General features: G+C 44.8%; 23 protein-coding genes. 22 read left to right on the top strand and 1 reads right to left on the bottom strand.

Going from position 1 to position 21715, the window contains the following annotated elements; genetic code table 11:
* Positions 1 to 118: 118 nt before the first annotated feature.
* The 5 genes from QMD66_06930 (at position 119) to QMD66_06910 (ending at position 3131) form a co-directional block, all read left to right on the top strand.
* Positions 119 to 970: a ribonuclease HII gene (locus tag QMD66_06930; GenBank protein ID MDI6822571.1), complete on the top strand. Its 852-nt coding sequence runs from the start codon at positions 119 to 121 to the stop codon at positions 968 to 970.
* The gene (locus QMD66_06925; protein MDI6822570.1) at positions 967 to 1686 is read left to right on the top strand and encodes a hypothetical protein; all 720 of its coding nucleotides are present in this window, start codon (positions 967 to 969) and stop codon (positions 1684 to 1686) included. Before QMD66_06930 ends, QMD66_06925 begins: the two co-directional genes overlap by 4 nt.
* 31 nt (positions 1687 to 1717) lie before the next feature.
* Positions 1718 to 2068: a YraN family protein gene (locus tag QMD66_06920; protein MDI6822569.1), complete on the top strand. Its 351-nt coding sequence runs from the start codon at positions 1718 to 1720 to the stop codon at positions 2066 to 2068.
* A 116-nt stretch (positions 2069 to 2184) separates the two neighbouring features.
* Positions 2185 to 2634: an SPASM domain-containing protein gene (locus QMD66_06915; protein ID MDI6822568.1), complete on the top strand. Its 450-nt coding sequence runs from the start codon at positions 2185 to 2187 to the stop codon at positions 2632 to 2634.
* Between the two features lie 260 nt (positions 2635 to 2894).
* On the top strand, positions 2895 to 3131 hold the full coding sequence (locus QMD66_06910) for an Lrp/AsnC ligand binding domain-containing protein (GenBank protein ID MDI6822567.1): 237 nt from the start codon (positions 2895 to 2897) through the stop codon (positions 3129 to 3131).
* Here the strand turns inward: QMD66_06910 and QMD66_06905 are convergent.
* Complete coding sequence (locus tag QMD66_06905; GenBank protein MDI6822566.1) at positions 3128 to 3547, bottom strand: hypothetical protein; 420 nt, start codon at positions 3545 to 3547, stop codon at positions 3128 to 3130. The genes QMD66_06910 and QMD66_06905 overlap by 4 nt on opposite strands.
* 174 nt (positions 3548 to 3721) lie before the next feature.
* On the opposite strand from QMD66_06905, the gene ligD reads away from it, so the two are divergent.
* The 17 genes from ligD to QMD66_06820 all read left to right on the top strand — a co-directional run bounded on the left by ligD (position 3722) and on the right by QMD66_06820 (position 21621).
* Positions 3722 to 5524, top strand: coding sequence for a non-homologous end-joining DNA ligase (gene ligD, locus QMD66_06900; protein ID MDI6822565.1), 1803 nt, complete (start codon positions 3722 to 3724; stop codon positions 5522 to 5524).
* A gap of 152 nt (positions 5525 to 5676) precedes the next feature.
* On the top strand, positions 5677 to 6378 hold the full coding sequence (locus QMD66_06895; GenBank protein MDI6822564.1) for an HD domain-containing protein: 702 nt from the start codon (positions 5677 to 5679) through the stop codon (positions 6376 to 6378).
* Between the two features lie 208 nt (positions 6379 to 6586).
* Positions 6587 to 8116 carry a YifB family Mg chelatase-like AAA ATPase gene (locus QMD66_06890; protein ID MDI6822563.1) on the top strand — a complete coding sequence of 510 codons (1530 nt, stop codon included), beginning with the start codon at positions 6587 to 6589 and terminating at the stop codon, positions 8114 to 8116.
* A gap of 64 nt (positions 8117 to 8180) precedes the next feature.
* Positions 8181 to 9257 (top strand): DNA-processing protein DprA, encoded by a 1077-nt coding sequence (gene dprA, locus QMD66_06885; GenBank protein ID MDI6822562.1) that lies wholly within the window; start codon positions 8181 to 8183, stop codon positions 9255 to 9257.
* A 17-nt stretch (positions 9258 to 9274) separates the two neighbouring features.
* A complete protein-coding gene (locus QMD66_06880) occupies positions 9275 to 10267 on the top strand; it encodes a tyrosine recombinase XerC (GenBank protein ID MDI6822561.1) in 993 nt (330 codons plus the stop codon).
* A gap of 32 nt (positions 10268 to 10299) precedes the next feature.
* Positions 10300 to 11094 carry an RNA polymerase sigma factor WhiG gene (whiG, locus tag QMD66_06875; protein MDI6822560.1) on the top strand — a complete coding sequence of 265 codons (795 nt, stop codon included), beginning with the start codon at positions 10300 to 10302 and terminating at the stop codon, positions 11092 to 11094.
* Positions 11095 to 11278: 184 nt separating this feature from the next.
* Entirely contained in the window at positions 11279 to 12016 is a 738-nt protein-coding gene (gene rpsB, locus QMD66_06870; GenBank protein ID MDI6822559.1) for a 30S ribosomal protein S2, read from the top strand.
* Between the two features lie 26 nt (positions 12017 to 12042).
* Positions 12043 to 12636, top strand: a complete 594-nt coding sequence (gene tsf / locus QMD66_06865; GenBank protein ID MDI6822558.1) for a translation elongation factor Ts — start codon at positions 12043 to 12045, stop codon at positions 12634 to 12636.
* A gap of 32 nt (positions 12637 to 12668) precedes the next feature.
* Entirely contained in the window at positions 12669 to 13406 is a 738-nt protein-coding gene (gene pyrH, locus QMD66_06860; protein MDI6822557.1) for a UMP kinase, read from the top strand.
* Positions 13407 to 13423: 17 nt separating this feature from the next.
* Entirely contained in the window at positions 13424 to 13978 is a 555-nt protein-coding gene (gene frr / locus QMD66_06855) for a ribosome recycling factor (protein ID MDI6822556.1), read from the top strand.
* Positions 13979 to 14035: 57 nt separating this feature from the next.
* On the top strand, positions 14036 to 14833 hold the full coding sequence (locus tag QMD66_06850) for an isoprenyl transferase (GenBank protein ID MDI6822555.1): 798 nt from the start codon (positions 14036 to 14038) through the stop codon (positions 14831 to 14833).
* Positions 14834 to 14937: 104 nt separating this feature from the next.
* Entirely contained in the window at positions 14938 to 15753 is an 816-nt protein-coding gene (locus QMD66_06845; GenBank protein MDI6822554.1) for a phosphatidate cytidylyltransferase, read from the top strand.
* A gap of 79 nt (positions 15754 to 15832) precedes the next feature.
* A complete protein-coding gene (locus QMD66_06840; protein ID MDI6822553.1) occupies positions 15833 to 16990 on the top strand; it encodes a 1-deoxy-D-xylulose-5-phosphate reductoisomerase in 1158 nt (385 codons plus the stop codon).
* A gap of 339 nt (positions 16991 to 17329) precedes the next feature.
* Positions 17330 to 18379: a M50 family metallopeptidase gene (locus tag QMD66_06835; GenBank protein MDI6822552.1), complete on the top strand. Its 1050-nt coding sequence runs from the start codon at positions 17330 to 17332 to the stop codon at positions 18377 to 18379.
* 13 nt (positions 18380 to 18392) lie between these two features.
* Positions 18393 to 19454: a flavodoxin-dependent (E)-4-hydroxy-3-methylbut-2-enyl-diphosphate synthase gene (gene ispG / locus QMD66_06830; protein ID MDI6822551.1), complete on the top strand. Its 1062-nt coding sequence runs from the start codon at positions 18393 to 18395 to the stop codon at positions 19452 to 19454.
* Between the two features lie 33 nt (positions 19455 to 19487).
* Entirely contained in the window at positions 19488 to 20942 is a 1455-nt protein-coding gene (proS, locus tag QMD66_06825) for a proline--tRNA ligase (protein ID MDI6822550.1), read from the top strand.
* 22 nt (positions 20943 to 20964) lie between these two features.
* Entirely contained in the window at positions 20965 to 21621 is a 657-nt protein-coding gene (locus QMD66_06820; GenBank protein ID MDI6822549.1) for a glycosyltransferase family 2 protein, read from the top strand.
* The last annotated feature ends 94 nt before the right edge of the window (positions 21622 to 21715 follow it).

Here is a 21715-nt window from a genome sequence, read left to right as displayed (position 1 = left end):
CATAGATGTATGGTTTAAAAACTAAAGGTTTCACCAATCAAACTCCTTTAAGGGGTTTGGACTTGACAAAGTTAGTCTTTCCATAGATGTAAAAATTTATGGGAATGATGCCAAACACATGGACTTATCCCATCTGACCTTGAGGGAAATAAGAGAGCTTTTCCGTAGCGCCTCAGACGAAGCCAAAAGAGAACTACTTCCCTCATTGGAAAGGGATAAGAGAGCTGGGGCATTGAAACTTGCCTCAACAAGTCGCCAGGAGCTTTCAAGGAAGGAGCAAGAAAGAGCGGATTTTCTAAAGCTTTGCACCTATGAACATAGGTTATGGAGGAAAGGATTTTCACTCATTGCGGGAGTCGATGAAGCTGGTCGCGGAGCCCTGGCAGGTCCCTTGGTAGCAGCAGCTGTTATTCTACCTCAGGGAATCTACCTTCCAGGATTAAGGGAATGCAAGCAGCTCTCTCTCCAACAAAGGGAGAAACTCCATCAAATCATTACAAGGTCGGCGGTAAATTGGAACGTGGCAACCCTAGATCCTGAGCAAATTGACACCATGGGACTCCAGAAAGCCAATCTTTTCCTTCTTTCCCATGCTGCTCTTGGACTTTCCGTCCGACCCCATTATATTCTCTCCGACGCCTTTTCCCTTATAAATTTAAAAGAGCCTCATCTTTCGCTAATATCGGGAGACAAGGTAAGCATATCCATCGCCGCTGCCTCAATCGTAGCCAAAGTGACCAGAGATCACCTAATGAGAGAATATCACAAAAAGTTTCCTCTTTATGGCTTCGATCATAATAAGGGCTATGGGACAAAGGAACATCTTCAAGCTTTAGAGAGGTTTGGTCCGTGTCCAATCCACCGCCATTGCTTTACGCCGGTAAAAGAAAAAGCGATGAAATTCGTGGATCAGTACAATGCTTACAAAAAGAGGCAATCAATTGAAAACAAAGAAGGTTGGATGAAATGAAGGCACTTGGTTATCTATTCTCACCACGATTTAATGCGCTTTGTAAGGAGGTCAAAAAGAAAAGCAAGCGCATTTTGACCTTTCAACCGATGAGCGAGCATCCAAATCCACATGTGAGGGATACCCTGGGAGCTCACATCGTCGATGATGCGAACATCTGCATATTCCTGAATATTGATAAATTGAAGGACATCAAAGAAGCAGAGATCACTGCCGCAGAAGACCTCATGTATTCATTAATGCTGGTGGAAAAGTTTCCCACAACTTTCCCCCGTCAATCTTCGGATTTATTGGCAGTAATCATCGCAGGTCTATTGACCAGTACAATTCATCACCTCACCGTTGTCTCCCGTCTTCAAGAAAGAGATTTTCCCATAGAAATCGTCGAGGAAAGGGAGAGGAAGGATCTATTGGAGATGCTTACAAACGATTCATTTCGAGAGCCCCAACCCGGAACTCCGATATTTTATGATTTGATTATCGGATACATAAAAGCATATTTCTTCCACGAATCTCACTGGTCCGAAATACAAGCTTGCTTTCAAAAGAGAGCTCCTATCATCTGCTCTCTTGGTGATAAAGGCATCGAGGTGGTTAAGAGATATGGATGCGATACACCCAAAAAATGCCTGAACACTCTCATTGATTTAAGGGACCTGCTTGGACTACAGCAACGTGTCTTTATTCTAAATAATGAAACCGGCAGAACCTTTTGATGGTTAACTGTCAAATATTGGTGGTTTCATCATGTCGATAGGTCCAAGTGGTGAGGATCTAGCCTGTTCTCACCTCCGAAAGAAGGGTTATCGAATCATAGAAAGGAATTTTCGATGCAAGTTGGGCGAGATAGACATCATCGCACTAAAGGATGATATACTCGTCTTCTGCGAGGTGAAGACGAGGCAAAATAAGGAATTTGGAGAACCCTTCGAAGCAGTGACCACCCATAAGCAAAATCGTTTGAGGATGATAGCCCAGTTTTATTTATTAACTCACCCAAAAGCAAATAACGTCCCCAATCTGAGATTTGATGTCCTCTCAATTCTCTTGAATCAAAGAGGTAAACCAGAAATTCTCCATATGGAAAGTGCCTTTTAATCCACAATTTTCTGGAATTTTATACCAGCTGCTTAAGGGTGTTGACGATTTAATCAAAAATATGTATCCAATAAGTAGGGCTTGCAAGATGTCTCATCGAGTTGGGAGGAGACAAAATGCAGGCGCCGCCCATTCTGCTCGTGGACTTCTGGGGCGATGGACCCTTGGTGGAGGGTTGTCTTGCCGGAGGGAAGCTCTATGTCCACATAAATAACAAGGGTGATGTGGAACCGTGTATCTTTTGCCATTTTGCCGTCGACAATATCAAGGATAAAAGCTTAATGCAAGCCCTCAATTCCGATTTCTTCAAAGCAATTAGAAGAAGCCAGCCCTTTGGACATAACGATCTCAGACCTTGCCCCTTAATAGACCACCCGGGTGCCATGGCCGGATTGGTCGAAGAATACAGTGCTTATCCAACTCATGAGGGAGCGGAGAGCTTATTCGGTGAATTCATTCCACACTTAAGAGAATGTGCACGGAATGTCGCCCAAATATATAAAAAGGTTTGGGATGAAGAGTACAAGTGGGTCTATGACTGGAGACATCAAAAATCAAAGGAGTAAAAAAGAATCCAGGAAGTTAAATTATGAAAATAAGACTTTTAAATTTCCTCAGTTGCCCCTTTTGTGGTGGATTTTTCAGACTACACTCTTTCCTGGCGAGAAATGATTTTGAAACATGTGTAACGAATATCAAATGTTGTGAAAGATTTTGCGGCCTGAAGAATCGCCTTGTAACTTTCACCTTAAGGAGTGTGGGACCACGCGGTTTTGGTATGTATGGGGGATCGTATCTAAAACATATTGAAGGGAGGGGGGATTAAATGGCTTCAGCATATATCTTCATCAAAGTTCAGGCGGGTAAAATAAGGGATGCAGTCCAGGAGATTTCCAAAATTGAGGGGGTAAAGTCCGTACACGCTTGTTGGGGTCAACCGGGAGACCTCATCGCTTTCGTCGAAGCACCGGATCATAAAGCTTTAGCCGATTTGGTGCTCGCGAAAATACATGGTATCGATGGGGTCACGGAGACCAATACACGCATAGTTGTGGAAGTTTAAACTCTCTCTGAGCCTTTGCGTTTTGAGATTTTGTTTATTTGAATGACATCGATGTGCTCTGTGAAGATTTTTTCTTTTTTGCATGCTAAATCGAAGATTTTAATCAGACTCGAAGCGTGTGAGGGAAGAGACAAAACGTAGACCGCCTCTTCAAGCTCTTTACAGCGAGCTCCCTTTTGATCCAGAAAAATGTGCACGAGAGATCGTTGTGGAAGGTTTTCAACGGTATAGGGAGAGCGCAATAAATCTCGTGCAATGATACAAAGAGTATCTGCAATTTGACCATTGATCTTCTCAAGAGATTCGTTTTCCTTAGTGGTGCGGAAAAAATTTGGGTAAACCTTTCCCAATTTCTCAAGGAATTTTAAGAAATCCATTCCCTCCTCAAAAAAGGCTTCTAGCTCCCCTTTTACCACTATTTCACCCCCTTCTAACAAGCTACAAATTCTTTAACTTGCATTTGATTTACATCAACCTCATAGGATTATTATATTTATTTTACCAAATATGGACGGATGGAGAGAAAGCTGAATGGCAAAGGAGCTTTAGACGGCATAAAATAGGGCTAAAGAATTGGGGATAAAAGGAAAATGATCAAACAGTTCCTCGAAATCGATGGGGAAAAAGTAGAGGTTTCCAACCTCGATAAAATTTTCTGGGCAAAAGAGGGAATCCTTAAAGCTCACTTGATGAAATACTACGTGGATATCTCCCCGCACTTGCTTCCCTACCTACAGGATCGTCCCTTAACGCTTCAGCCCTATCCCGACGGAATCAATGGACCTTCCTTCTTCATGAAGAACTGTCCCGAGCACGCCCCTCCCTGGCTTGAGACCTGGCTGTATCTTTCGGAGGACGGTGAGACCATAAATTTCTGCCTAGCCAATGATTTAAAGAGCCTTGTATGGCTGGTAAATCAGGCTTGTATAGAGTTTCATCCCTGGTTCTCGCGCGTCGATAAACCAGACTGCCCCGATTTTGCCATCTTCGATCTTGATCCTTTCCCGCCTGCAACCTTCGATGATACCATCGAGATAGCACATCTTATCAAACGAGTTCTGGACGAATTCGAACTCAAATCCTTCATAAAAACTTCGGGAGCCACCGGTCTCCACATCTATGTTCCCATCGGGAGGAAATTTACCTACGAGGATACCAGAAATTTCGCCATGAGAGTGAGTTACATCATTCATCGTGTCTATCCAGAAAAGGTTTGTATGGAGTGGGATGTGGAGAAAAGGAAGGGCATTCGCATAGATTATACTCAAAATGTTAAAGGAAAAACGCTTGCCTCTCCCTACAGCTTAAGACCATTGGAGGGAGCACCCGTGTCAACCCCCATTGCATGGGAGGAATTGAAAGAGGGCTTGAATCCAAAAAGATTTAACATCTTCACCGTCCTCGACAGGTTAAAGGGATTAGGTGATTTATTTGAGCCAACCTTAGAGTTAAAACAGGATATTACGGAGGTATTGGAAACTTTTGATAAGCGCCACCAAGCGATCATGGCTAGAAAGATGAAAACAAAAGCCATTCCTATAACTGAAGAGCTTAAACCGACATTTAGTGTAAGATTCGGTCCCTCAGGTTTACCCGACAGAAGAAATTTGGAAAAATCCATGGGCGTTCTGAAGGAAAGAGGATATAGCGCTTGCGAGATCAAGTTTGTCAAGGGGTTTTATCTCAACGAAAAACAATGCAAGCTACTGGGAGAGCTTGCCAAAGAGGTGGGAATATACCTTTCCGTTCACGCTCCTTATTTTGCGGTTCTAAGTCGAGAGGAACCTAAAAAGAGAGAACAAGCCTTAAATATACTCCAACACACAGCTCACCTCGCAATACTAATGGAAGCACCGATCGTGGTGGTACACGCCGGATTCCTCCTGGGCAGGGATAAAGCCAGAGTATCCCAAATTGTGAAGGATAACATAGCCCAGCTAAACCTGCGGCTTTTAGAAAGAGGTTACACGGTGAAGATCGGCATAGAAAATACCGGGAAACTTGGACAATTCGGTCAACTGGGAGATTTATTGGGAATAATGAAGATGAGTAAAAATACCGTACCCGCAGTTGATTTAGCCCATATCCATGCCACCACGGGTGGATCTCTGACCAGTAAAGAAAACTTCAAGCTGATATTTAAGATCATTAGAGACGTCTTGGGAGAGGAATTTCTCCACCCCTTACACGTTCACTTCACGGATGTTTCTTACGGTAAGCATGGAGAAATTGAACACATTCCCTATGGTCAAGGGGAATTGCGTCTCCTGCCTCTCCTCGAAGTGGCAAGGGAAATGGGAATTGATCTCATCATAATCTCAGAGGCTCGAGAGGCCGGTAGCACCCTGAAGATGAAAGAGGAAATCAACCACTTTTTACAGAGTATTTCTTAGTTAGTAAATATACAATTCTTTATGATGGTTAAAGATACTGGGCTAACTAACATTTTTCCCGACAAAGGTGAATTTATAATGGGTGGGTACTTTGCTTTGATCACTTGGGGAGGTATTAGACTCCATATTGAACTGTTCTCTTAAGACTACTTGTGCAGATATGGGTTCAGTCATGCTTCTCGACGAAAATAAGTGGTGAATTAACCATCAAAGCTGCTCGAGGATTAAGTGAAAAAGCCATCCAAGACACCTGCTTAAAACTTGGAGAGGGAATAGCGGGTTGGGTGGCAAAGAACGACGAGCCTCTCCTTTTACTCGATATCTCCAAGGATGCTCGGTTTAAAGATTTGAAACCGAGAGAGGGAATTTGCTCCGGAATATCGGTTCCTCTAAAGGTAAAGGATAAGGTCATTGGGGCCGGCGAGGCTGCTATCTCCATTTATAATGCTCAATTATTCGATCAATTACACAAACTTTTCCTTGAAACCATTAAGGCTTTGGTAAGAGCAATCGAAGCAAAAGATCTTTACATCCGCGGTCACTCCGAGAGCGTAACCCGATACGCTCTGGCTATTGCCTCCAAGTTGGGACTTTCCGAAAAGGAAATAGAGATTTTGAGGACAGCTGCCCTGCTTCATGATATTGGAAAGATAGGCATCAGCGAGGAAATTTCGAACAAACCCTCGAGCTTGACCGAGGAGGAATACAAGGAAGTGAAGAATCATCCTCGATTGGCTACTCAAATAATTGGAAGTATTCCCTTGCTCAAAGAAGTCATTCCCATAATCTTCTATCACCATGAGAAATATGATGGAACTGGTTACTTACCCCCAAATTGTCTCTGCCTTTCTTGAGATTTTGAAAGAGTTGATTCCCAAACTGAATTAAATCTTTGGGCAGCAACTCATCTTTTTGCCCTAAATTTATTAAATCAAAATCCCTCTAGGGAAGGACTTAAGGATTCAAAGGAGAATTTAATTTCTGGGACACTTAATGTATTAAGCGGTTCTACCAAAGTGATGGTAAAATTCGAGCCAAAGCTCCACTAGAGTGGGAGGCAATATGCTAGCAAGGATTGAAAGTGCTTCAGTTCTGGGAATGGATGCTTTTAAAATTGAAGTAGAGGTCGATATATCACTTGGTCTCCCCGCCTTTAACATAGTAGGTCTTCCAGATGCCACCATCCAAGAGTCTAAAGAGCGAGTCAGATCGGGAATCTCAAACTCCGAGTACGAATTTCCACTGAAGAGGATAACCATCAATTTAGCTCCCGCCGATATACGAAAGGAGGGTCCCTCCTTCGATCTTCCCATAGCTTTGGGAATACTCCTAGCCACCAAGCAGGTATCGCCACTTAAAATCCATGATTACACCATCATTGGCGAGCTCTCTTTAACTGGCGAAGTGAGGCGAATAAGTGGAGTCCTACCCATAGCCCTTTGTGCCAAACGCCAGGGGAAAAGGGGCATCATAGCTCCAAAGGGAAATGTCTCCGAAGCCGCGCTAGTGGAAAATTTAGAAGTGATACCGGTATCCAGCCTCAAAGAAGTCGTGGATTTCTTCAATGACAAGATAAGCATTCCCCCGGTAACCGAAGATCTCCGCGATCTTTTCTCACATTCTCAAGAATACGACGTAGACTTTTCAGAGGTAAAAGGGCAGGAACATGCGAAAAGAGCCTTGGAGATAGCCGCAGCTGGAGGTCACAACGTGCTTATGATCGGTCCCCCGGGCTCGGGTAAGACGATGTTGGCAAGAAGAGTCCCAACCATTCTGCCAGATATGACTCTTGATGAAGCCATTGAGGTTACCAAATTATATAGCGTAGCCGGGATGCTATCCACTATACCACTCATCTCCACCAGACCCTTCAGGGCTCCCCATCACACTATATCTAATGCGGGATTGGTCGGCGGGGGGCAGTATCCGCGACCCGGTGAAATATCCCTGAGCCACCATGGAGTATTATTCCTGGATGAATTCCCGGAGTTTAACAAGAATGCTCTGCAGGTTCTCCGCCAGCCCATCGAGGATGGTCATGTGACCATCTCCAGAGCTATGACTTCTTTAACCTATCCGGCAAGATTTATCCTCATTGCAGCGATGAATCCATGTCCCTGCGGTTACCTTGGAGATAAATCAAAGGAATGCATCTGTACCCCAGCCAAAATCCAGCAGTATAGGGGAAAGATATCTGGACCGCTCTTGGATAGAATCGATATTCATGTAGATGTCCCCCAATTGACTAAGCATGAACTGACGCTGGAGAGTCCCGGAGAATGTTCCAAAACCATAAAGAAGCGAGTGCAACGAGCTAGAGAGCACCAGAGGAAGAGATTCTCCCGATGCAAAATCTCGTGTAATTCTCAGATGAAGCCACGACATCTTAAGGAATTCTGCCAGCTTTCAGATTCTGCATTTCATCTCCTGGAAAACGCCATCGATAAGTTGGGGCTTTCCGCTAGAGCTTACGACCGCGTTTTAAAGGTTGCCCGAACAATTGCTGACCTTGCCGAAAGGGAGAAAATAGAACTGGAACACATCGCGGAAGCCGTTCAATATAGAAGCCTTGATCGTAATTTCATGATGTAATGAAAATTGGCAGGAAATTCCATAGTACATTGCTCAATGATACTTAACACTCGAGGTAACAAAATTGTCGGACAAGAAGTTTTGGCTGGGATTAAAGCTTATACCAGAGCTTGATAGGAGACTGAATCAAGCCATCGAATGTTTCGGCTCCCCGCAGCATGTTTGGGAGGCAACCCCGAAGGATTTAATCGAAAAACTCGGAACATTACCCGATGTGGCTCAAAAGATTGTGACTGCGAGGAACAAGATAAATCTTGATACCGAATTTCAGAGGCTTGAATCGGAGGGTATTGAACTTTTAACTCCCTCCGATTCCCATTATCCAATGCTTCTTAGGGAAATTCATAGCCCCCCAATCCTCTTCACCAAAGGAGATTTAATAAAGAGGTACTCTCAAGCCGTTGCCATCGTGGGAGCCAGACGTGCCAGCTCTTGTGGTAAAACCATAGCTGAAGAACTGGCCGAGGAGCTTTCCAAACTGGGCATTACCATTATCAGTGGGTTGGCCAGGGGAATAGACAGCCACGCCCATTTGGGTGCCCTAAAGGGAGAGGGCGGGACAATAGGAGTCCTTGGTTGTGGACTGGATATAGTTTATCCGCCCGAAAATAGAGAATTATATCGGAAGATCAGCGATGAAGGAAGCCTTATCTCAGAACAACCCCTGGATACACCACCTTTTGCTCAAAACTTCCCCGCGAGAAACCGGATTATCAGCGGACTTTCCCTGGGTGTAATAATCGTGGAAGCGGGTGAGAAAAGTGGTGCTCTTATTACCGCGGATTTTGCCTTGGAACAGGGACGGGAAGTAATGGTGGTCCCCGGGAATATAAAAAATCCCTTAACTCGAGGTTGCCATGGATTGTTAAAACAGGGGGCATGTTTAGTAGAAAAGGTGGAGGATGTTATGGAGGCCCTTAATCTGGATGTGAAACTCAACAGTGACTCAAAAACCTCTTCTCCTAATTTGTCCCCGGCAGAAAAAATGATCTTGGATAAACTCGATTGGGAACCAAAACATCTTGAAGAACTGGTCAAAGAGGTAAATCTGGATATATCGCAGGTCTTGGGTTTGCTTACTACTTTGGAATTGAAAGGGTTTGTGAGACAGGATTTTGGCAAAAAAATCTCAAGAATTTAAGAATTGTCGAAGGACAGATGAAGAAGATGGAAAAAATCGTGGAAAAAGAGGATGATAAACTGCAAGAGTTCCTGAAATACCTTTCGGCGGAGCGAAATATGTCTCCTCATACCTTGAGGGCCTACACGAAGGATATAAAACAATTCTTGAATTACCTGCAAAGAGCGGGCAAAATGTGGAATTCAGTCGATCATATAATTTTAAGGCGTTACCTTGCCTACCTTCACACACTGAACTACAACCGGACAACGATCGCTCGAAAACTGGCTTCCATTCGCTCATTCTTTAAATATTTGCAACGAGAGAGATTCTTAAACACAAACCCAGCTGCTCTACTTTCTTCCCCCAAATTGGAAAAGAAACTCCCCAAGGTGTTGAGGATCGATGTGGTAAAAGAGCTTCTTTCCACACCTGATCATTCCACCTTAGGTCAAAGGGATAAAGCAATTTTGGAGACTCTCTATGCAACGGGCATCAGAGTGAGTGAGCTCGTTGGGTTGAATATCAATGCCGTGAATTTCGCTCGCCAGGAGATTAAGGTTTGGGGTAAAGGTGGCAAAGAGAGGATCGTGCCCATCCACAAGATAGCTCTTGATGCCATCGCAGAGTACCTCACCAAAGGGTACAAGGAGCTCGTCCGTCGCAGTACAAAAAGGGACCGTGCCTACCGGCAGGCTCGCCTACCAGTAGGGCAAGCCATGTCCGCCGACAGGGAGGCAGGAAAAGCCCTATTTTTGAACAGTGGAGGCAACAGGCTTTCGGCAGTTTCGGTGCGAAGGATACTCAATAAATATATAAGACAGATGGGTATGAGCTCGTCCATAAGCCCCCACGTCCTTAGACACACCTTTGCCACACACCTCCTGGAAGCCGGAGCTGATTTAAGAACGGTCCAGGAGCTCCTGGGACATGTTGATTTATCATCCACGCAAGTTTATACTCATCTCAGCAGGAGGAGCCTTAAGGAGACATATATGAGAACCCACCCAAGAGCCATTAGTCGGGATTGAGGTTGGGGTTCGACTGCAGAGGGAGACCTCTGGTGAAGAAGTCCGATAGGAAATCTGAGATAGAAAAACTTTGGAAAGAATATAAGGCCACGAAATCAAAGTCCACTAGAGAAAAACTCATCCTCCATTATTCGCCTCTTGTAAAATATATAGCCGGTAGAATTGCCGCTAGTTTACCCCAAAATGTGGATACCGCCGATCTCATAAGTTATGGAATCTTTGGTCTCATCGATGCCATAGATAAATTCGATCCCAGCAGGGATATTAAATTTGAAACCTATGCCATCTCACGAATCAAGGGAGCCATCATCGATGAACTCAGATCGCTGGACTGGGTCCCTCGATCGGTCAGACACAAAGCCAAGGAATTGGAGAGGGTCTACGCGGAATTGGAGAATAAACTCAAACGGGTACCCACCGACGAGGAAGTTGCAGAAGCTCTTAAGATGTCCATCGAAGAATTGCATGGGCTCTTGAACCAACTCAGTTACACGACGCCTGTGGCTTTAGAAGAGTTGTGGACGATCAGCTCGGATAAGAATGATAGAGTGAGCCTGATCGATACCCTGGAAGATACCAGGGTGAAGGATCCTTCAATGATCTTTGAATTGTCTGAGCTAAGAGGCATTTTAGCCAAAGCCATTGATAGATTACCCCAAAGAGAGAAAATTGTAATCGCCCTGTACTATTATCGAGGTTTGACCCTTAAGGAGATCGGGGAAATCTTGGGGGTAACAGAATCTCGAGTTTCACAGCTTCACACGAAGGCCATTCTTCGCCTGAGAGCCAGGCTTAAGAATATAAAATCGCTGCTCTTAGGGGAATAGGGAAACATTTAAAAAGTTGTTTGCATTGCGGTATTATGCTACACTGTTCCAAGCACACACGCACATGGACTTTCCTTCGGGTGCCCTGCAGTGGGTGGAAGGAGGGAATGAAGTGGACAGAGGGAAAACCATGCCTGCCAGCTTGTACGGGCGCGATGGTGGGCAAAGCGAAAGGAGGTGCAATATGGCTGTTGTTTCAATGAAGCAGTTATTGGAAGCAGGGGTGCATTTTGGTCATCAGACCCGCAGATGGAATCCCAAGATGAAGCCCTATATTTTTACCGAGCGAAATGATATTTACATTTTGGATCTGCAACAAACCCTCGAGCTCATTGAAATCGCCTATGACTTTGTTAGAGACATCGTCAGCCAGGGAGAGCTTGTCCTCTTTGTGGGAACCAAAAAACAGGCCCAGGAAGGAGTAAAAGAGGAGGCCATAAGGTGTGGTATGCCCTACGTTAACTATAGATGGTTGGGTGGAACGCTCACCAATTTTGAGACCATACGAAAGCGGCTGGAAAGATTGGAGGAACTCGAGGAAATGAAGTCTCAGGGTCTCTTGGATCTTCTACCCAAAAAGGAAGTTTTAAAACTCGAAAAAGAATACGCGAAGTTGTTGCGGAATCTCGAAGGAATTAGAGGAATGAGTAAACTACCTGGAGCAGTATACATAATAGATTCAAGGAAGGAGAGAGCCCCCGTTAAAGAGGCGAGAAGATTGGAGATTCCCATTGTGGCCATTGTGGATACCAATTGCGATCCAGATGAGATTGATTTCGTCATCCCAGGAAATGATGATGCAATCCGAGCCATAAATTTAATTACGAAGATCATGGCCGATGCAGTACTGGAGGGGAAAGCCAGCCAAGTAATACCGGAGGAGAAAGAGGCCGAAGCACAACAAACGGTTGAAAGCGCATAATATCTCACTTCGGGGAGGTTTGATATATGCCCGTTTCTACTCTTAAGATAAAACAGTTAAGGGAACTCACTGGAGCAGGCATGATGGATTGCAAAAAGGCATTGATGGAGGCAAAAGGAGATATTGAAACGGCAACCCAGATTCTTCGAAAAAAGGGTCTCGCCGATCTCAAAAAAAGAGCGGAAAGAATTGCCAAGGAAGGATTGATAGATGCCTACATACACGCGGGCAAAATTGGAGTTCTAGTCGAGATTAATTGCGAAACCGATTTTGTAGCGAAAAATGAAAAATTTAGAAAATTTGCTCACGATATCGCCATGCACATTGCCGCAACCAATCCAACCTACATCTCCCGCGATCAGGTTCCTTCAAAATTGATTGAAAAGGAGAGGGAGATATATCACACTCAAGTAAAAGGTAAGCCAGATAAAGTCGTAGACCGAATTGTGCAGGGAAGGTTGGAGAAATTTTTCGAAAGCACCTGCCTCCTCGAACAACCCTTCATTAAAAATCCCGATATCACCATCGAAGACCTCTTAGCAGATTTGGTCACAAAAATCGGGGAAAATATCGTGATTAGACGTTTCGTCCGTTTTGCATTGGGTGAAACTATCTCTTAAAATTAAGGTAAAAAGCAAAACGGGAGGCTAGCGTGGGGAAAAGGTTTAAATACAAACGCATTTTGCTTAAACTAAGCGGGGAGGCTCTGACCAACTCACTACAATATGGAATCGATCCTGAGGTCATGGCTTCCATCGCCAAACAGGTGAGAGAACTTAGCGATGAAGGCGTGGAAATCGCCATAGTTGTAGGTGGGGGAAATATTTTCCGTGGAATAGCCGCTAGTGCAGCAGGTATGGACAGGGCAACGGCCGATTACATTGGTATGCTTGCTACCGTCATGAATTCCCTGGCTCTCCAGGATGCCTTAGAGAAAGAAGGGGTTGTCACCCGAGTCCAGACGGCCATAAGCATGCATCAGGTGGCCGAACCCTATATTAGACGTCGAGCCATCCGTCATCTTGAGAAAGGCAGAGTGGTTATTTTCGCAGCGGGCACGGGAAATCCCTATTTCAGCACGGATACCGCCGCTGCTCTTAGAGCGGTAGAAATTGGAGCAGAAGCCATACTCAAAGCCACCAAGGTTGATGGAATTTACGATTCAGATCCCAAGATTAACCCCAAAGCAAAAAAGTTCCCCGAACTCAGTTACATCGATGTCCTCAATAAGGGTTTAAGAGTCATGGATGCCACAGCCATTTCCCTATGCATGGACAATAATCTCCCCATTATCATCTTCAATTTGGCACAGCCGGGAAATATCAAGAGGATTTTGGAGGGAGAAAAAATGGGGACCATTGTTCAGGAAAAAATCCCACGGAAGGTATGACGATGATTGGTAAAGCGATCCCTGAAACCCTCGCAGAAGCTGAGAGGAGAATGAAAAAAGCCATAGCCGCCACGGGTAGTGAGTTCATTGGTGTCCGAACTGGGAGAGCTTCAGCCTCACTTCTAGATAGAGTCATGGTGGATTACTATGGAACAAAAACCCCTCTAAATCAGCTGGCGACGGTCATGGTGCCCGAGCCCCAACTGATAGTCATTCAACCTTGGGACAAAAGTTCCATAGGAAATATCGAAAAAGCCATCCTCAAGTCGGATTTGGGTCTCACCCCTTCAAGCGATGGAAATGTAATTCGCCTACCATTTCCTCCTCTGACCGAAGAGAGGCGTAAGGAGTTAGTCCGCGTGGTAAGAAAAATGGCGGAAGATGGACGCATCGCCATCCGAAATGTTAGAAGAGAGGCCAAGGAAGCTTTGGAAGATCTAAAGAAAGACGGGGAAATTTCGGAGGATGAGTTTGAAAGGGCCAAAGAGAAGCTCCAAAAGATCACCGATAAATACGTCTCTGAAATCGATGAAATGCTGAAACACAAAGAAGAAGAGATAATGGGATTGTAAATTAGTTCACGGTCACCGTTGATTGCTAGTAGAAATTGATTTAAGAGGGAAAATTAAGTGCTTGATAAATTGAGAAATTTATATAGAAGTCTTCGTCGGTCCTATCGGAGGTCTCGCGAGGACTTTTTTTTAAAACGAATCGATCCCCAAAGGGCTCCCACCCATGTGGCCATAATCATGGATGGCAATGGCCGATGGGCAGCCAAGAGAGGTTTGCCGCGCTTGGCTGGTCATAGAGCTGGTGCAAATGCCATCCGAGAGGTGGTACGCACCGCTCCAGAAATAGGAATAAAGTGTCTAACATTATATACCTTTTCAAAAGAGAATTGGCAGCGTCCTAGGGAAGAAATTGATGGTCTTATCGGTCTCTTCGAGGAAACATTGCAAAAGGAAATGAATGAACTTCACAAAAACAATGTGAAGATCAGCGTCATTGGACATCTTCATGAATTTCGGGAATCCACTCAAAGATGTTTCAAAGAGGCAATAGAGCTAACGAAAAATAACAAGGGTCTTATCTTGAATGTAGCTCTGAATTATGGAGGAAGGACGGAGATCATGGATGCGGTACGGCAGATAGCCAAGGCCGTTAAAGATGGGAATATGGATCCGGACTCCATTATGGAAGAGACCATAAGTGATCATCTATACACCGCCGATATCCCTGACCCTGAGCTGTTGATAAGAACAAGCGGTGAACTTCGGGTGAGCAATTTTCTCCTGTGGCAGATAGCTTACACCGAGTTGTGGGTAACCCCAATTCTCTGGCCCGATTTTACAAGAAAAGATTTTTTGCAAGCGATTTATGAATTCCAGAAGCGAAAAAGGCGCTTCGGTGGACTTGAAACCGACTGATAAAAGCTCTGGAGCTCAAAAGCTCGGTAGCTCAGCTCACAGCTTCCAGATCTTAAGAGCTCAACATCAAGAATAGACTAGTTCTTCCCTGAAAGGGAGAGGCTATGTTGAAGCAGAGGGTTTTGAGTGCAGTTATTTATGGGGTGATTCTCCTCGGCTTTTTATTTCTGGGTAGAATACCCTTCTTCGTTCTGGTATTAGCTCTTGTATTATTGGGTTTACGTGAATTCTACTCCTTGCCATTCGAAAACTTAAAGCCAGATACCGCCGTGGGCATGCTCGGTGGAGCTTGCTTCCCCACCGCCGCATTAATAAAAGGCCAGGCTGGTATGGGAGTAGCTCTGGCTTTCTTAATAATTTTGGTATTGATAAGAGGGTTACTAAAAGCGAAAAAACCCACCATTTACGATGTGAGCCTCACAATCTTCGGGAGTTTATATGTCGGATTTTTACTCGGTCATTTGATTCTCATTTATGATCTTGGCACAGGACTTGAAAGATTTAGTCTTATAGAACCCCCCATAAACCTGGGATCCCTCTCCGTGTTGCTTGTTTTCGTAGCCACTTGGGTCTATGATACGATTGCCTATGGAGGGGGAAGATTGATGGGGAGGAGGAAACTGGCTCCGAAGATAAGTCTCCAAAAAACCTGGGAGGGGACCATCCTGGGGCTGCTTGCAAGCTCCGCTGCCTTAGGTCTCATGGCATTCATCCCCCTATCTTTAGCAAAGCGGATTTTGATGGGGCTGATCATTGGAATTGCCGCCGTCCTTGGCGACTTATTTGAATCGAGCCTCAAAAGGGTGGCGGGGGTCAAGGATACCGGCTCGATCATTCCAGGACATGGAGGAATCCTGGACAGATTGGATAGCCTACTGTTCACCGCACCAGTGGCTTACTATCTATTGAAATTACTGTAGATGTCAAGCCACAGTTTCCGACGCCGGTAAAAGACTTTTAAGGGCTCATCCGAGAACCTTTGAATAATTTGGTGGTGAGATGGTGAAAAGGATAGTTATATTGGGATCAACGGGATCGATAGGGCGCCAGACCATTGATGTCATCAAAAGAAATAGAAATGCCTTTGATGTTGTTGGGTTATCGGCTCATAAAAATATTGGACTTCTAGAGGAGCAAATCAGGGAATTGAACCCAATTGCCGTTGCCATATCAAATGAAAGGGCAGCGGAAAATCTGCGTGCACGCATCGAGCGTAAGATAGAGATTCTAGTTGGGGAGGGTGGGATTCAGGAGTTGGCAGCCATGCCCGAGGGTGATTTAGTAGTCAACGCATTGGTGGGCTCCATCGGTCTCGATCCCACCATTTCTGCACTGAAACTTAAGAAAACTCTGGCTCTGGCAAATAAAGAATCGATGGTGGTTGGAGGAGAAATCGTCACCAAATTGGCTGCAAGGGGCGAAACCCAAATCATCCCCATAGATAGTGAGCATAATGCCATTTTCCAATGCTTACAGGGGGAAGATCTAAAGGATGTGGTGAGAATAATCCTCACGGGCTCGGGAGGACCCTTCAGAGGATGCAAATTGGAGGATCTTAAAGATGTTACCGTTGAAGAAGCGTTGGCTCATCCCAGATGGAAGATGGGACCCAAAATCTCCATAGATTCGGCCACCCTTATGAATAAAGGGTTGGAGACCATTGAGGCACACTTCCTATTTGGGATCGACTACAATGCAATTGAGGTAATAATTCACCCACAAAGCATCATCCACTCCATGGTGGAGTTCAGAGATGGTTCGATAAAAGCCCATCTGGGGCAGACGGACATGCGTATCCCCATCCAATACGCCCTTTCCCATCCGGAGAGGCTTCCCTCATCTCTCCCCAGTTTAGATTTCTCTGAAATAAAGGAACTCACCTTTGAAAAACCAGATATTATCAATTTCCCATGCTTAAAATATGCTTTAGAAGCTGGTAAGAAAGGCAAAACATTTCCCGCTGTTCTAAATGCAGCCAACGAAGAGGCTGTAAATGCTTTCTTAAATAGAAAAATTTCTTTCCCCGCCATTCCACGCGTGATCAGGGAGGTGCTCGATTCTCACACCTCCCTAGAGGTAAAAGACATAGGCGTGCTTAAAGAGGCAGAAAACTGGGCTCGTCAAAGGGCTAAATCGATTATACAAAAACTCACCTAACTAATCTTACAGGTTTATAAAAGTAAAAGACATTACTTTGCAAAATTTAAGATTGGCCAGCTAAAGTTTTACCCTTAAATTAAAATTCAAAGAGAAAAATGAAAAATCACAATCTAAAATCCAAAATTTTTAAGTCCGAGGTCACTGTCCAGAGTCAAAAAGATTATAAGACTTAGACGTTGGACTTAGGACATAGAACTTAATTTTAAATTTTTCTCTGTCGTTTTGCATTTTTATTTTTACATTTTGCATTTATCAAGAAGACAAGTATTTATCGGATGAAAACGGCTATCTTAGGAAATTTGCCAAACTAAAGTAAAGGGTTATGCGAGGTATATTATGGGTGTAATTAGTTTGGTCATCGCCATTTTGGGTTTAAATCTCCTCATCTTTGTCCACGAGTTAGGACATTTTCTGGCAGCTAAACTCGCTGGGATAAAGGTATATGAATTCATGTTCGGTCTCCCCGGTCCCAAGATATTTTCCTTTAACTTGGGAGAGACCTCCTATGGTGCTACAACCATCCCTTTTGGTGGATATGTGAGATTTGCTGGAATGGATCCCCATGAGGAATTAAGCAAAGCAGATAGAGCACGGGCCTTTAACACAAAACCAATGTGGCAGAGGATAAGCATAATTCTAGCCGGACCCCTCATGAACTTAATACTTCCCATAATGCTCATTGCCATCGTTTTGATGGTAGGAATCCCCACACCCACAACAGCCATAGCCAAAATTTTGCCCAACTCTCCCGCTTTTGAGATCGGCTTAAGGTCGGAAGATAAGATAATCTCCATTGAGGGCAAGAAAACTCCGGAATGGTCCGAGATCATTGAGATTATTCAAAAACACCCGCGAAAAAGAGTAAAAGTTGAGGTGATGAGGGGCAGAAAGAGAATGACCTTTTATCCTACCCTAACCACGAAGGATTCTCGAGGTTTTCTAGGCATCGAAACAAAATTGGAAAAAAAGAGGGAGACCCCTCTTTCCGCTGTTCATCGCGGTACCATTGCCACAGGAATGGCTACGGTGAAGGTCTGCCAAGCAATTTATGATTTGTTCACCAAGGGTGGGCTCTTACAACAAGCAAGGGGACCTGTGGGTATCATTCATGAGACCACCCTCATTGCCAAGGAAAACTTATTATTCTTCCTGCAAGTTTTAGCCCTCATCAGCATACATCTCGCCGTTATAAACCTCTTTCCCATTCCTCCTTTAGACGGAGGCAGATTGGCGATTCTCGGGGTAGAAGTGGTGCGCGGGAGACCAATCGACCCTTATAAGCTCGTGGTCATTCAAGGTATACTTTTCTCGCTGCTCATGGCATTAATTATCTACCTCACTATGGCTGATATCCAAAGACTCCTCATTTATCTGGGTGGCTTATAGGAGTGTGATTGATATGCGACGTAAATCTCGACAAATTCAAGTGGGAAAGGTTGGAATCGGAGGGAATGCTCCCATTGCCGTGCAATCCATGACCACCACAAAAACCGCGGATATTGCCGCCACCGTTGCTCAAATCAGGAAATTGGAATCCGCTGGATGTGAAATAATACGGGTTGCTGTCCCTGATGGAGAATCCGCAAGGGCTCTCAAAATCATCAAAGAAAATATAAGCATGCCCTTGGTTGCGGATATTCACTTCGATTGGCGTCTGGCCCTCGCCTCTCTCGATGCAGGAGCCGATAAAATTCGAATCAATCCAGGAAACATCGGAAGCTTGGATAGAGTGAAGCGGATCGTACTGAAGGCTAAGGAGAAAAATATCCCCATACGCATAGGTGTGAATGCGGGTTCCCTACACAAAAAATACGCCAAGGCGAAGGAAGGATTGGCCAAAGCCCTTGTGGATAGCGCATTAGAGCACTTACACTTCTTTGAAGGCTTGAATTTTCACGATATAGTGATTTCGGTTAAATCATCATCCGTGCTCATAACCATTGAAGCCTATAGGATGCTTGCCAAAATGGTGGATTATCCATTACATTTAGGTATAACTGAAGCCGGAACGCTCCTTTCGGGCGCGGTAAAGTCCTCAGTGGGCTTAGGGGTTCTCCTTCATGAAGGCATCGGTGATACGATAAGGGTATCGCTTACGGCGGATCCCGTGAAGGAGGTCCAGGTGGGATTCGAGATTTTAAGATCCCTGGGTTTAAGAGCAGGACCTGAGCTCATTTCCTGCCCAACCTGTGGCAGATGTGAAATAGATTTGATCTCCCTTGCAGAGGAAGTTGGGGAAAAACTCCTATCTTATTCCACTCCCATAAAAGTTGCCGTAATGGGATGCGTAGTCAATGGTCCAGGAGAGGCAAAAGAGGCTGATTTAGGAATTGCAGCGGGAAAGGGAGGAGGTCTACTCTTCGCGAAGGGTAAACCGATAAGGAAGGTGCCCGAAGATAAGTTAGTTGATGTATTGATGGAAGAGATAGAGAAGCTGTCGATGGTTGATCCTCAATGGTAATTGTCGTTGAGATAGGAGGTTGAACTTGTGACAATGAGCAAGGATAAATCCGTTGAGGAAGGCATCGTCGAAAAACTGATCAATAAATCAGAGAATTTATCCAGGTGGTACTCTGAGATCATCCGCATGGCCAAGCTGGCGGATTATGCGCCCGTCAAGGGATGTATGGTCATCCGCCCTTATGGCTATGCCATCTGGGAAAACATCAGAGAAAGGCTGGATGAAAAGTTCAAGGAAACTGGACACGCCAATGCTTACTTTCCCTTGCTCATTCCGGAAAGTTTTCTGGCTAAGGAGGCAGAACACGTTCAGGGCTTCGCACCCGAGGTCGCCTGGGTAACCCATGGGGGCAAGGAAAAACTCGAGGAAAGACTAGCCATTAGACCCACTTCGGAATCGATAATCTGTCACATGTATTCAAAGTGGATAAGATCCCATCGTGATCTCCCAGTCCTCATCAACCAATGGTGCAACGTACTCCGTTGGGAAATGGTTACAAGACCTTTCCTGAGAACCACGGAATTTCTCTGGCAAGAGGGTCACACCGCCCATGCTACCAAAGAGGAGGCGGAGGAGGAAGCTCTTCGAATGCTTCGGATTTATCGCGATTTCATACAGGATGAACTAGCGATACCCGTCATTATAGGCGAGAAATCGGAGAGGGAAAAATTCGCAGGTGCACTACGTACCTATACCCTAGAGGCCCTGATGTGTGATGGAAGGGCGCTTCAGGCGGGAACATCACACAACCTTGGGCAAAACTTTGCCAAGGCTTTCAATATCACATTTCAGGATGAAAGGGGTGAAAGGCGTTACGTCTGGCAAACATCCTGGGGGATATCCACACGCCTGATAGGAGCGGTGATACTCACCCACGGCGATGATGCTGGACTAATAATCCCCCCAAATATTGCTCCCATTCAGGTGATCATCATCCCCATCTGGCAAACAAAAACCCGCACCTTAGTCTGTGAGAGGACTGAACATCTGCTCAAGCTACTGAAGAAGAAATTTCGAATTGAAGCGGATCTTCGAGAGGAATATACACCCGGATGGAAGTTCAATGAATACGAGATGCGTGGCGTACCACTTCGCATCGAAATTGGTCCAAAGGATATTGAAAAAGAACAGGTAATACTGGTCCGACGCGATACGAGAGAGGAAAAACCAATTAAGGAAAGCGAACTCAAGGCGGAAGTTGAACAGATTTTACAGAATATTCAGACTAATTTGTTTAAGAAAGCTAAAAAATTCCGAGAAGAAAATACACATGAGGTCCGGGGTCTAGATGAATTTGAGGAGATATTGAGGACCAAAAGAGGATTCTTGATCGCCGGATGGTGTGGCAAAACCGAATGCGAGAACCGCATTAGGGAAAAAACCGTAGCCACGATACGTTGCATTCCCCTTGCTCCCGAAAAAAGAGGCAGTAATTGCATCAACTGTGGAGAAAGAGGCGAATTAGTCTACTTTGCCCAGGCATATTAAACCAAATAATGAAGGAGGCGAAATGGCGAAGGCGAGTTCAAAACCTAAAATTGCCGTTATAATTCCCGCCTATAACGAGGAAGAAAGGATCAGTTTAGTTTTAAGCGAGGTTATGAAAGTCCCTTTGATAGATGAGATTATCGTGGTAAATGATGGTTCCACGGATGGAACAGCCAATGCGGTTGAGGAATACCGGGGTGTAACACTCATAAATTGTGAGACGAATAGGGGAAAGGGGGCAGCTTTAAAAATGGGAATAGATGCCACAGATGCAGATATCCTGGTATTCATCGATGCCGATCTCGTGGGACTCACCCCCAAACACATAGAGGATTTAATAAATCCCCTCCTCATGGACGATGAGCTTATGATGACCGTGGGAAAATTCGCTGGAGGAAGGCTACGCACAGATCTTTCCCAAACTATAATTCCCTTTATTTCCGGTCAGAGGGCTCTTAAGAGACAATTTCTCGAGGGCATCCCCGATTTCTCCGAATCAGGATTCGGTGTGGAGATAGCCTTTACAAAACATGCCAAAAACTCCGAGGTAAAGGTCAAGGAGATTATCATCAATGATGCGACCCACGTAATGAAGGAGGAAAAACTCGGTTTTTTCAAAGGTCTTTTAGCCAGACTTAAAATGTATGGTGATATGATCAAGCATCTTTTTCGTCTTTAAATTTATCCCACCCAAAAGGGTGAAATTTATTCGCACTAAAATGGTAACGTAAACTATTGTGTGTAAATTCTTTTAATAGAAATATTTAGGGTGT

This window comes from Actinomycetota bacterium, assembly GCA_030018275.1.
Classification (GTDB): Bacteria; Actinomycetota; Aquicultoria; order Subteraquimicrobiales; family Subteraquimicrobiaceae; genus Subteraquimicrobium.
This window is presented reverse-complemented; position numbering and strand designations above follow the sequence as displayed.

What these genes read in the sequence shown, in the direction of transcription:
- QMD66_06930 (MDI6822571.1), top strand. Translation starts at nt 119, where the DNA reads ATGGACTTATCCCATCTGACCTTGAGGGAAATAAGAGAGCTTTTCCGT.
- QMD66_06925 (MDI6822570.1), top strand. Translation starts at nt 967, where the DNA reads ATGAAGGCACTTGGTTATCTATTCTCACCACGATTTAATGCGCTTTGT.
- QMD66_06920 (MDI6822569.1), top strand. Translation starts at nt 1,718, where the DNA reads ATGTCGATAGGTCCAAGTGGTGAGGATCTAGCCTGTTCTCACCTCCGA.
- QMD66_06915 (MDI6822568.1), top strand. Translation starts at nt 2,185, where the DNA reads ATGCAGGCGCCGCCCATTCTGCTCGTGGACTTCTGGGGCGATGGACCC.
- QMD66_06910 (MDI6822567.1), top strand. Translation starts at nt 2,895, where the DNA reads ATGGCTTCAGCATATATCTTCATCAAAGTTCAGGCGGGTAAAATAAGG.
- ligD (MDI6822565.1), top strand. Translation starts at nt 3,722, where the DNA reads ATGATCAAACAGTTCCTCGAAATCGATGGGGAAAAAGTAGAGGTTTCC.
- QMD66_06890 (MDI6822563.1), top strand. Translation starts at nt 6,587, where the DNA reads ATGCTAGCAAGGATTGAAAGTGCTTCAGTTCTGGGAATGGATGCTTTT.
- QMD66_06880 (MDI6822561.1), top strand. Translation starts at nt 9,275, where the DNA reads ATGAAGAAGATGGAAAAAATCGTGGAAAAAGAGGATGATAAACTGCAA.
- rpsB (MDI6822559.1), top strand. Translation starts at nt 11,279, where the DNA reads ATGGCTGTTGTTTCAATGAAGCAGTTATTGGAAGCAGGGGTGCATTTT.
- tsf (MDI6822558.1), top strand. Translation starts at nt 12,043, where the DNA reads ATGCCCGTTTCTACTCTTAAGATAAAACAGTTAAGGGAACTCACTGGA.
- QMD66_06845 (MDI6822554.1), top strand. Translation starts at nt 14,938, where the DNA reads ATGTTGAAGCAGAGGGTTTTGAGTGCAGTTATTTATGGGGTGATTCTC.
- QMD66_06840 (MDI6822553.1), top strand. Translation starts at nt 15,833, where the DNA reads ATGGTGAAAAGGATAGTTATATTGGGATCAACGGGATCGATAGGGCGC.
- QMD66_06835 (MDI6822552.1), top strand. Translation starts at nt 17,330, where the DNA reads ATGGGTGTAATTAGTTTGGTCATCGCCATTTTGGGTTTAAATCTCCTC.
- ispG (MDI6822551.1), top strand. Translation starts at nt 18,393, where the DNA reads ATGCGACGTAAATCTCGACAAATTCAAGTGGGAAAGGTTGGAATCGGA.
- proS (MDI6822550.1), top strand. Translation starts at nt 19,488, where the DNA reads ATGAGCAAGGATAAATCCGTTGAGGAAGGCATCGTCGAAAAACTGATC.
- QMD66_06820 (MDI6822549.1), top strand. Translation starts at nt 20,965, where the DNA reads ATGGCGAAGGCGAGTTCAAAACCTAAAATTGCCGTTATAATTCCCGCC.